Below are 10,234 nucleotides of genomic sequence, written 5' to 3'. Positions count from 1 at the left end.
CTTCTTCTTGATTTTGATTTACTTCTTGATTTTGATTTACTTCTTGATTTTGATTTACTTCTTGATTTTGATTTACTTCTTGATTTTGATTTACTTCTTGATTTTGATTTACTTCTTGATTTTGATTTACTTCTTGATTTTGATTTACTTCTTGATTTTGATTTACTTCTTGATTTTGATTTACTTCTTGATTTTGATTTACTTCTTGATTTTGATTTACTTCTTGATTTTGATTTACTTCTTGATTTTGATTTACTTCTGTTTTAGGTTTTAGTCCCCTTTTTTTGGATGTTAGTTTCTTTTTATTGGACTTTAATCTCTTTTTACTAGATTGATACTTAACATCTTTTTGATTGGTGTTAAAATCTGGATTGCAAGCAGTTAAAAATAGAAAAACAAACACGCTTGCAATTATATTATATTTCATAGGCACTCTCCTTACTTTAAACATAATATTAAATTTAATTTAATATTAAATATAATGCGATATTAATATAATCCAATACTTAATACAAAATTGTATTATATTAAGTATTGGATTATTAAAATAATAATATTTACATTACCAGAAATTCTGTAATATTTTGGGCTTTTTAAAAATCTATTTCGATATATTTTTGATTGATTTTTATCAAATTTATTTATTTAAATATAATTTTATTAAAATTTGTTATTAGTATTTGACTTTTATGTATGCATTTATGAATTTATTTTATAAGGATATTATTTAAATATTTAATTTCCATAAATTAATATAATGATTCCGTATTTAACACTTCTTGAGAAAAGATAAGATTGGTATATACTTGTCTTACTTAGAGAAATCTATTTTAACAGAACTTTTAAAAGTTTAGTAAAAATAGTATTTAGATAAACTTATATATTTATAGATTATTTTAGCAGTAAGGTAAAAAGGGGTATATATGAGGATTTTGGTTGGCGTTTGCATAATAACATTAGCTTTACTGGGTTGTTATTTGCCTGATAAGCAGAAACAAGCCGTTCAAACTTTTTTTGAGAACTTAGAAATGGAAAGTTATGACAAAGGGTCTAATGAGATTGTTACTGGGGGGATATTTTCTAATTTAAAATTATATGTGCCTGAGCATTGTTTACTAGTTGATATAAAAAAGACTTTATACGGGTTAAAATATGGCAGCGGTGGTCGCGATGTACCCCCAGTGCCTGACTATAATGAGGAGTATTTTAATAAATTCTTTTTAGACTTAGGTTCTGAGCGATCTAAAGAACTGATTAAGCTGTTTGGTAGGGTAAAAAATGATCGGAATGATAAATTTAAACGCGATGTTTATTGGCTTTATTCATGTATAAGTGAATTATATTCTCCAGATATTAAGTATTCTGGTGAAGTAGAATATAACTATTATTATAATGGGAGGGAGGTTTTTATGCCTAGGCCTACTATTGATCAACAATATTTAAAAGTGAAAAAGGGGGTAATAGAACAGTAGCTTCAAGATGTTTTCGGCTATAATTGTAAGACAATTTTCATTTTTAATTAATGTTTTTATTTCGTGTAAGGATTAATTAATGAGTAAAATTATCTAAAATATTAGACTTTTAGTTATAAATTCTTTTTTTAAAAAAGAATTTATATTATTATAATGATATAAGGCATTCTTAAATTTTATTTGCTATGCCTTTTATTTTGTTTCTTAAATTGTTTCTAGTATTTTCTAAGTTTAAAAATAAGTTATTATATAAGATAAGTAACCTTATCTTCACATTCCTCTCTTTTTGTACAAGCACTTTTTTTCTCTTTTAATATTATCAGTGTTGCTAGCTATAACATCTATTTTATTTGTGTTTTTTAATTTTATTTTTATTTACTACTTTTTATCATTCTTTTTTTCTTTTTTATAGTTACTTTTATTCTTTTTCCTATTTTTTCTTTCTGACCACCATTTATTTTATTTAAAAATCCCTTAACTTTTTTTCTATATCTTGATTTAAATTTATATAATTCTTATAAGAACTTACCATTGAAAAATGGTATAAATAATAAACATTGTTTTATGGATAAAAAATCACACCTCAAGTTTACCGGAATAGTCCAATAAATATAATTTTTATAATCTTAATTAAGTAATTTTGTTACATTTTAAAGTTGCCAACTACCTTTAATTGAACCAACGGTAATTTATTTTAGTATTTTTCTATCCATTTATTTATAATTCCCCCATTTGGTAATTCTTTAGAATAAAATCTGTATACCTCTTTTTCTAATCTATTTAACATGTTAATGAACACCTGAAAATATCTTTTATTAATTTTTTCTTTTTTAATTAGTCTAGCAAGACTTCTTAAATAACAAAACACGCTACCTTTTTTAAATTTAAATTCTATATAATATACTTTGGAAAATGTATATGATTTTACGGTATCATTAATTTTGTACTTTGTAATGATGTTTTTTATAGGTTTTCTATATCCATAAAAAATTCCTATAAATTTATCGTTATCTCTTGTAGAGAATAAATTGAGACATTCTAACTTTTCTTGATTAAACAATTCTCTGAAAAGAATTAAAAATTTGTTTTTTTTATATTTATTAATTTCAAACTTATATAGATCCATTAGCATTTTAGTATGATATATTGTTCTTTCATTAAGAATTTCTTTTTTGATGAAAATTTCTGGCTTTCTGCTTTTTAGCAATATCTCTTTTTTTTTATTGTTAAGCTTTTTTAATACATTTTTCATTATTAAACTCTTAATTTATACATTTGCTTCTATGATTATTTTGTGATTCTATTAGGTTAATAATTTCGTTATAGTATTGATTGTTAAATATTTTTTTATATTCTAGTTTTTTTTGTTTGTTCAAGTATTCTTTAATTTTAGCCTTTAAATTTGTTTTGTTGATTCTATAATATAACTGATCTAAAAGTATGTTATATATATTGATTTTTATTTTGTCTTTATGTTTTTGAACATCAAATTTTTTAGTATTGCTCTTTATTTTATCTTTAATTTGATTAAAGTCTTTGTATTTATTACTTTCTAATATGAAATGGGGTTTGTTTTTATATTTTTGATATGTGTTTCGAATTTGTATTTTTAATTTTTCTTTGTCATAACCCACGTTTAAAATCCATTTGTGTTTTTTTAGTATTAAAATTAAATCTCTTCTCTTATTTTGTAATGGCTTTCGTAAATGATGTTTATTATTTTCCTTTTTGAAATAATATTGTTCTTTGCTTATAAGCTTGAAAAGCCTTATAGCTGTTTCTTTTTTTAAATTAAGGTCAATAATAAAAGAGGAAATGTCGTTACTTAAATTACATTTTTTTGTGTATTTTTTTAATTTAAATTTATTAATTTGTGTCTTTCTTTTATTTTCTTTTTCTTCTTTATTATGTTTATTATTAAGACACCCCCCATCTTTTACATTGCTCTTTTTATTATAATTTGTTTTAATGTATAAATTAACACGCTTTTGGAATCTTTGTGTTTTTTTATTTCTGAAGTATTGGTTTAGCAGATTGTAGCAGTCTTTTTTAGAGCGTTTAAGTGCATAGTAGATTTCAGTGCCCATATTAATACCCAGATGTCTATAGTAATTAGTAGTAATATTAAGCTTTTTAAATTTATAGAAGTAATTTTGAAGCATTTTTATTGAAACTTCTTTTTGTTCGTTGCGCTTTAAGTTGCTATTAAAACAATAAAGAATATCAGATTGATTGTATTTTTTTTATTTTTGTTTATATATTCAAGTGTTGCAATTAAAACAATCAGTTTATGCTGGTATTTACTTTGTATTTGTAGGGTTTATTAACCTGCACTCCTACCTCCTCAACTTTGATTGGTTTTTATTCACTCCTATTTAATTAGTGCTTTTTAAGATAAGTAAAGTCTAGCACTAAAAAATAGAAATGAAAATTTTATATTAAGTTGTGTTATAAACAGGTTTTATTAGAATTAAATTCTTAATATTTAACTATTCATAAAATACATCGAGTTGGGAGAATTATACCAAAGTATTGTTTTTGGTATCTTGAGATAGGCTTTTTGTGATATATGTCAAGTATTTCTTTGTCATTCTTTTATCATGTTTAAAATAATGAGCTATTTAAAATGGCATTGTGTCATGTTTATTATTCCTAATGAGATTGGCAATTATACTTTTGATTCTAAAGGCTATAGAGAATTAAAAATTAAAAAAAACATCACATAAATAGCTTTTTAATATAATGTATCTGATCTATTGTAATAGGGTTTTAAAAAGTCATATATAAGTGAGTTTATAAAGATAATAATTTATTACAATGTAAATTTTAAGATAAGATAAGTAATAATAAGTGTTAATAGAGCTTATAAATACAGATTGGCGCCAGATATTGATCCAAAAAAATGTGCTTTTTAAAAGTATTAAGATTTGTAAGATTTTTATATAGCAAAATATTAGAGGATAAAATAAAATACTATGAAAAACTAAACGTAGTTTTTATGTTAATTCGCATGAATATAAAATATTTTCAAATCTTTAAAAAATTGATAGCTTGGCTTTTTGTAGCGCTTAGTAGCGGCTGAATATTTAGATATTAAAGATAATAAAATAAATGATTTAAATATTTACTACAATTATAGATGAGTTAAAAAGATTTCTTTGAAATCTTTTTAAAAAAACAAAAAAAACTACTCTAGTATTAATAGAAATAAAACAAAATTAAAGTTTTCTAATTTGCTCAAGAAAATTTTAAATTAAAAAAAATTGCATAAACAATCTTATTGTTTATGCAAATAATTACAAAAATCCAGCAATAGAAGATTTTTAGTTTAAGGGTATGAATAAGTAATGTTTAAAAAAAGCTAATGGTTTAGGTTGGTATGAATTTAATAGGTAATTATAGTACAAAGCAAAGTATTTAATTTTATATTATGTAAAGTAGAAAAATATTTTTTATTAAGTAAGTTTTGTAACTTTTGTGACTATGAAAATGTAGGCTTACAGGCGAGAGATACTGAGGTGAATTTTGTTGATTAATGTGTTTTTTATGATAGTAGAGGTATAAATGTAGCCATAAATCTTAAAATTATTCTTACAAAGAAATAAAAATGAATGAAAAAGCTACTTGAAGTTAATATAAATACCATCTTTTTAGATATTCTAAAAAACTCTCATGTAATAAAACAGGAAGCTATTTTTATAATCTTTTATTTAGAAATAGTATCTTTCTAAATAAATGTCATTGAATGATTTTTTATGGATTAAGCTTATTTTGGCTGTCGAAAATGTCTTTAGAAAAACAAGTTAATACATTCAGCTTTTTAAGTTCTTGAATTATTAATTCTGGAGTAGCTGTTATGCTTCTTGTAGCATCTCTTATTAGATAAACTTGAAATCCTAAGTTAATTGCATCAAGTATTGTTTCTTTTACGCAAAAATCTAATGCTAATCCCGCTATGAATAATATATTGATTGAATTGTTTTTTAGATAAAGATTTAGACCAGTTTCTTTTGTTTTGATGCAATCATCATAAAATCCACTATAACTATCATAATATTGATTCGTGCCTTTTAAAAAAACTTTTTCTATTTTTCTTGTATTTAGGCTGCTAGGAAACTCTGATCCCCAAGTATCTTGGACGCAATGGTTTGGCCAAATGCCCCCGGTTTTATTACTCAAAAAGCTTACATGATTTTTACAATGCCAATCCTTGGTAGCGACAATGTTTTTGAAATAATTTTGAAGTTGATTAATCAAAGGAATTATTTTGTTACTATTAGGTACCGGCAAAGCACCTGATTCTAAAAAATCATTTTGGATATCTATTAAAATAAGCGCACTATTTTCTGTTATGTTAAGAATAAAATCCTCCTTAGGCAATATTCCTTAAAATATAACTTTTATCAATTATTTATTTGGAGTTTAAGATAATAATTAATTTTACCTTAAAACTATCTAAATTAAAACACAAAGTTTATCTTTAGCTCTAGGTTTTTATTAATTATAATATTAAGATCTGTATTACAAGTATTAAGAGAAAAAACAAGTATTCCTTGTAAAAAATTTCTTTTGTGGAAAGCATAGCAATCAATAAATATAATAGATCGTTGTAAGGTTCGTTTAAAAAGACATCAAAATCCATATATATATTCTTTAAATGAAATGCTACATATTAAATGTAACAAAGAAAAAAAGAAAATAAAAGAAATAATTGTAAAAAGTGGGGGGCTAGAAATTTTTATTAAAAAAGAAATTCTCAATAAAAGAATAGTATATTATACTAAAATGCTGACGGATCTATATAAGCTTAAAATAAACAGATATAAAAAAACAAATTTTTAATTCTTTTTAGATAATTGTTTAGTCAATAAAAGTTAGAATGTTTTAATTTTTTTTCTAAAAGAGACAATGATAAATTTATAGGAATTTTTATAGATATAGAAAGCCTATAAAAAAAATTATTGTAAAATACAAAATTAATGATACTGTAAAATCATATACATTTTCCAAAGTATATTATATAGAATTTAAATTTAAAAAAGGTAGCGTGTTTTGTTATTTAAGAAGTCTTGCTAGACTAATTAAAAAAGAAAAAATTAATAAAAGATATTTTCAAGTGTTTAACATGTTAAAAAAATTAGAAAAAGAAGTATACAAATTTATTGTAAAGAATTACCAAATGGAGGAATTATAAATAAATAGAAAAATAAAAGGTAGTGTCAAATATCAAAATTAAATTGAAATTAATTTTGATGAAGATCAAATGGAACGATTTCTTTTTTAAAAGAAAAACCAATGCTTAATTTCTAAAAAGAAATTTTGATAAAATCGAAACAATGAAGATCTTGAAAGAGATTAAAGAGAAAAATATTATAACTTGGATAGCTATCAACACTTTAAAATGTTTACTAGAAGTTATAAAATAGCAAAAAGGCAGGCTTATGAATAGGGTTTATTAATCTCTTATTTAATAAGAGCTTAATAAAATAGCGAAGTTTTTTATTTTTGTAAAATAGCTATTTTAATCATAAAATTTTTAAAAATAATCGGGATAGTAAAGCAAATTTTTTGAAAGATAATTTACAAATAGAAATAAGTACATATATTATTTGAGAATAATATATTGATTTAAACACTATATATACATATAATATTTGTAAGTGGTGCTATTAACTATAAGCATCCTTAACTTTGGTCGATGTCTATTTATAGGGCTTAAGATAAGTATTCTTGCTTTAAGAGTATTTATGGTTAGGCCCTATGTGATTTTATATTTGATAATAAAATCACAGACTAATTAATAGGAAAGCCTATTAGAAAGAAGTTTTTAATATTTAAAATGTAAAGACTTTAAAAATTTTTTAATCAACCAATTTTAGAATTAGAAATTTAACTTTTTGTATCCCCATATAAGTATTTGCTAAAAAGTATATATATTTTATAGTTATTATTATTGTTCATTATTGTATTAACTGATTTCGAATACAAATTTTTAAAACGATATATAATCATTATATTGATAATATATAAACAATGTTACAATAATATTTAATTTTATAAATTAGGGTTAAATATAGCTTGTCAAGAAAATAACCAAGAATTATATAGTTTGCATAGCATATCTAAAAATAGATAAATTAACTTAGCTTTTTATATTAATTTCTTCTTGCAAATAGTATAATAATAAAAGGTATGAAAGTAATAATATTGTCAATTTTCTTTTTATTAATTCCCAATGTGTTTATTTTTTCTAGTGAATTATCTGAAGAAATTTTTATTAAAAATGACAGTAATAGATTTAATTTGGGTTTAATTCTTAAATTAAAAACCAAATTTGGGTCTCTTGTTCTAAAGCATTATCTTGAAGGATACATAGATTTAGATTATAAGATACAAATTATGAATAACACAAAGCTCGTGCTTAAAAAGGCGTATATTAATGGGGTTGAGATATATATTGATGGGATTTCTACAATAACACAGCCGATTGATGTCCATTTTATTGATGGGGTTAATTATCTGAATTTTGATATGAGTCTATTTTCTGATGGCGAAACAATAAAGAGAATAAGAAAGTTGGCAGAAATAAGTGGAATTGATGTATACGTTGAATGTTTTGATGAGATAAATAATGAGGGAAAAAAATATTCTTTCAAGGTAAGCAGGGAAAATAGTATATGTTTTTATAATGCTTTTGATATGATTTTTCATAAATAGGATAGATTTTAAATGAGAAGAAAAATATTTTTTGTGTTATTATTAGGTTGTATTTTTTTAGTTTTCTTTTTGGTTGTGAAAAAAGAAAATAATATTATTTATAATAAAATTGTTGAAAAGTCAGAAGATAGAGTTTTTACTTATGAAACTTATGCATATCATTTTAAAGATGATAATTTGAAAGAGTTGGTTTTTATAAAATCAGATATTATGAGTCCAGAGATTAATGAGTATAAAAAGAATATTAGGAATCTAACGGGTTATTTGATAGATTCTTATAGAGCTCTGTATCCTGGTTATAAGTTTGATTTCACAGTGCATGACAATAAAATTATAGGCTTTAAAAGTGTAATTTTTGAAGGATTGGAAGATGCTCAAGTTTCAAGGCATGAAAATAATTTGCCAAGTGAGAAATGGCAACAATTAAAAGATTATAACATTGGAGATCCAAATATAAATGAAAAATTTTTTAATTTAAAATTCCCTTTTGTAGTAAAAAACACCTTAAGTGTTACCCTATCTAAAAGGTTTTTTAAGAAAATTAAAAAATTAAAACGATTAAAAATTGTTTTAATTACTAATGAAGACAGAGAATATAAAATAGATATAGAAAATTTTTTACCAAAATACAATCTTTAATTTGAACTGAAATTTTTGAAAAATAGTATATTTTTAATTAATATTGAAACTCTTTTTATAAAATTAGCTTATTGCTAAGTTGTGATATTGATAATTTAAAAAATTAGAAACATTTGCAGTTCCATTATGCAAGATCATACTTTTCAGTATGAAGGGCAAATAGCATCTGATTTGGGTTAATGTAATTTAAAAGAAAAAATTCCTAAAAAAAATATTTTATATGTTAACAGCAGGAAATAATTTTTGATAAGCATTAGCAATGGCTGGTAGATTGCGATTCGAATTTTCTTCTTATAATTAATGATCAAATTAGATTTTCTATGGGAAAAGGAAAGTTTTTTGTTTTTAAGATTAGAAGATAGAGTGCTTTTATAAAAAAAATTATCCTTTTTGTATTAATTCTCTAAATTTAGGCATTTTTTCTTTAATTTCTTTTTTTATGATCTTTAGTTCAAAATTAAGCCTATCTTTTAAAAGATAGGCTTTTATATTATTACAGTTTTAATATGATGACTTAAAAGTTTTTTATTGAAAGCATATCATTTTTTAGCTTTAGTGCTTCTTTATTTTGCTCTTCAATTTGATTAGCAATTGTAGCTAAATAAGATTTAAGCTTAGAGCTATCTGTTTTTATATGATTATTATTATTTTCATAATCTAGTAAAAATTGGGTTAGTGTTTTTGAGATTATTGTTTTTATAGATAAAAATTTTTCAATCGAATTTTTAAGCTTCTCTAAATCTGAAATCTCTAGTTTGTCTAGATTGTCTTTTTTATTGGGATATAATAAGAAAACAAATGTGTCTTCAATAGTAGCTCCAAATGAATTGAAGGAGTTAAATATGCCTTCTGTTTGTTTTGATAAAATTATAATTTCTGAAAATTTCTTAAATTCATTAGTATCAATATCATTTAAGACAGCATAAGTTCGTTTTCTATAATCTTTAGCTCTCTCAATATTATCGGCTGCTGATGCATCTTTTAAGTCATGCCAAGACAATTCTTTGAAAGCCAATATTCCATATTGGTTTGAAGTCTCTTCTTCTAATTTTTTTTCATATTTTTTTCTATCCTCGTTAACTTTTTCTATTAAATTTCTTAAATCATCAAGCAGTGAGTTTTTTCTTTTATTTAGGTTTTCTTCTTTTATTTAGGTTTTCTTCTTTATTTAGGTTTTCTTCTTTATTTAGGTTTTCTTCTTTATTTAGGTTTTCTTCTTTTATTTAGGTTTTCTTCTTTATTTAGGTTTTCTTCTTTATTTAGGTTTTCTTCTTTATTTAGGTTTTCTTCTTTATTTAGGTTTTCTTCTTTATTTTGGGTTGCTTCTATTTTAGAGTTTAATCCCTTTTTATTGGACTTTAATCTCTTTTTACTGGATTGATATCTCACATCTTTTTGATTGGTGT

Annotated in this window: 9 protein-coding genes and 2 pseudogenes; 5 read left to right on the top strand and 6 right to left on the bottom strand. The window is 23.0% G+C overall.

What is annotated here, in order from left to right; translation table 11 throughout:
• A pseudogene (locus HNR35_RS04630) lies at positions 1–427 on the bottom strand (virulence associated lipoprotein); the annotation flags it as partial.
• Between the two features lie 496 nt (positions 428–923).
• Here HNR35_RS04630 and HNR35_RS04625 point away from each other — a divergent pair.
• A complete protein-coding gene (locus tag HNR35_RS04625; RefSeq protein ID WP_183224255.1) occupies positions 924–1,472 on the top strand; it encodes a P52 family lipoprotein in 549 nt (182 codons plus the stop codon).
• Between the two features lie 694 nt (positions 1,473–2,166).
• Here the strand turns inward: HNR35_RS04625 and HNR35_RS04620 are convergent.
• The 3 genes from HNR35_RS04620 to HNR35_RS04610 all read right to left on the bottom strand — a co-directional run bounded on the left by HNR35_RS04620 (position 2,167) and on the right by HNR35_RS04610 (position 5,852).
• The gene (locus HNR35_RS04620) at positions 2,167–2,724 is read right to left on the bottom strand and encodes a DUF226 domain-containing protein (RefSeq protein WP_183224253.1); all 558 of its coding nucleotides are present in this window, start codon (positions 2,722–2,724) and stop codon (positions 2,167–2,169) included.
• A gap of 10 nt (positions 2,725–2,734) precedes the next feature.
• Positions 2,735–3,694, bottom strand: a complete 960-nt coding sequence (locus HNR35_RS04615; RefSeq protein ID WP_336509702.1) for a plasmid maintenance protein — start codon at positions 3,692–3,694, stop codon at positions 2,735–2,737.
• A 1,531-nt stretch (positions 3,695–5,225) separates the two neighbouring features.
• Positions 5,226–5,852, bottom strand: coding sequence for an isochorismatase family protein (locus HNR35_RS04610; RefSeq protein ID WP_214645998.1), 627 nt, complete (start codon positions 5,850–5,852; stop codon positions 5,226–5,228).
• 535 nt (positions 5,853–6,387) lie between these two features.
• Here HNR35_RS04610 and HNR35_RS05785 point away from each other — a divergent pair.
• From HNR35_RS05785 to bptA, 4 genes are all read left to right on the top strand, one after another.
• Entirely contained in the window at positions 6,388–6,666 is a 279-nt protein-coding gene (locus HNR35_RS05785) for a DUF226 domain-containing protein (RefSeq protein WP_336509701.1), read from the top strand.
• A 207-nt stretch (positions 6,667–6,873) separates the two neighbouring features.
• Entirely contained in the window at positions 6,874–6,921 is a 48-nt protein-coding gene (locus HNR35_RS05995; RefSeq protein ID WP_473246936.1) for a hypothetical protein, read from the top strand.
• 743 nt (positions 6,922–7,664) lie between these two features.
• Positions 7,665–8,189: a hypothetical protein gene (locus HNR35_RS04600; protein ID WP_183224251.1), complete on the top strand. Its 525-nt coding sequence runs from the start codon at positions 7,665–7,667 to the stop codon at positions 8,187–8,189.
• Between the two features lie 12 nt (positions 8,190–8,201).
• A complete protein-coding gene (gene bptA, locus HNR35_RS04595) occupies positions 8,202–8,828 on the top strand; it encodes a virulence-associated protein BptA (protein WP_183224249.1) in 627 nt (208 codons plus the stop codon).
• 514 nt (positions 8,829–9,342) lie between these two features.
• On the opposite strand, the gene HNR35_RS04590 is transcribed toward bptA, so the two are convergent.
• Positions 9,343–9,843, bottom strand: a complete 501-nt coding sequence (locus HNR35_RS04590) for a CRASP family complement regulator-acquiring lipoprotein (protein WP_236845790.1) — start codon at positions 9,841–9,843, stop codon at positions 9,343–9,345.
• 185 nt (positions 9,844–10,028) lie between these two features.
• Positions 10,029–10,234 (bottom strand): annotated as a pseudogene (locus tag HNR35_RS04585) (lipoprotein P35); the annotation flags it as partial.

It is taken from the genome of Borreliella spielmanii (assembly GCF_014201705.1).
GTDB lineage: Bacteria > Spirochaetota > Spirochaetia > Borreliales > Borreliaceae > Borreliella > Borreliella spielmanii.
This window is presented reverse-complemented; position numbering and strand designations above follow the sequence as displayed.